The 792-nt window shown below is 44.1% G+C and carries 2 rRNA genes; both read right to left on the reverse strand.

The window, feature by feature from the left end:
* Positions 1 to 500 precede the first annotated feature (500 nt).
* Positions 501 to 618: ribosomal RNA gene (gene rrf / locus KTH89_RS24685) — 5S ribosomal RNA — on the reverse strand.
* Positions 619 to 738: 120 nt separating this feature from the next.
* Positions 739 to 792: ribosomal RNA gene (locus tag KTH89_RS24690) — 16S ribosomal RNA — on the reverse strand; the annotation flags it as partial.

A 792-nucleotide genomic window follows, 5' to 3' on the forward strand; every position in this document is an offset into this window, starting at 1 on the left:
TCGGATTCTTTGAATTGGTTCAAATAAATCTTTTTTTAATCTCGGATGTCTTGAAGTTTCTGTTTTCTTGGGTTGTCTGCGTTGCAATAATGCTTGCTTTCAATCCCTTGAATTCAGATTTTTCAATTGATTTTTCAATGTGTAGTTTTCAAGGTACATGCGGGATGTCTGTTCCGTCTCTTGTCTCGTCTGTGCTGTCCGACCCGTTTTAGCGAGTCCTGTCCTTCGAACTTCCATCCTGTTGACTGATGCTTTATCAGTCATTAGAAATCAAAAGCGTTTGCCGGGTTTCTTTGATCTTTACTCCTCAGAATACTGAGTAGAGGGATCTTTTTTGAATCCTCAGCAGAGATTTTAATCTCTAATCACTGGTAAAACCAGCTTCTCTGTTCTGCATCAGGCTCCGGGACGCTTCCCGGCCTGTATGCTCCAGAATCTATATGCAACCTGGCCGGTTCGGACTTTTTCAAGTCTTCCCCTGCAGGAGTTTTTTTAAGAGAATCTGGCACCCACCTGCTCTCCCATACCGTCACCAGTATAGTACCATCGGCCGCTTAGGTCTTAACCATCGTGTTCGGGATGGGAACGGGTGTGTCCCCTAAGCGCATCGACACCAGAAATCTTTTTTGCTATCTTTCCTACTTGCTCAAGCCCCTTTTATTTCTCTGTTACTGCGGACTTTTGCTTCGTATTCTTGATAACTAAACAGTAAAACAACCCTTACTTCTTCTTCCTTAGAAAGGAGGTGATCCAGCCGCACCTTCCGATACGGCTACCTTGTTACGACTTCAC

It is taken from the genome of Diplocloster agilis, assembly GCF_019042275.1.
Classification (GTDB): Bacteria; Bacillota; Clostridia; order Lachnospirales; family Lachnospiraceae; genus Diplocloster; species Diplocloster agilis.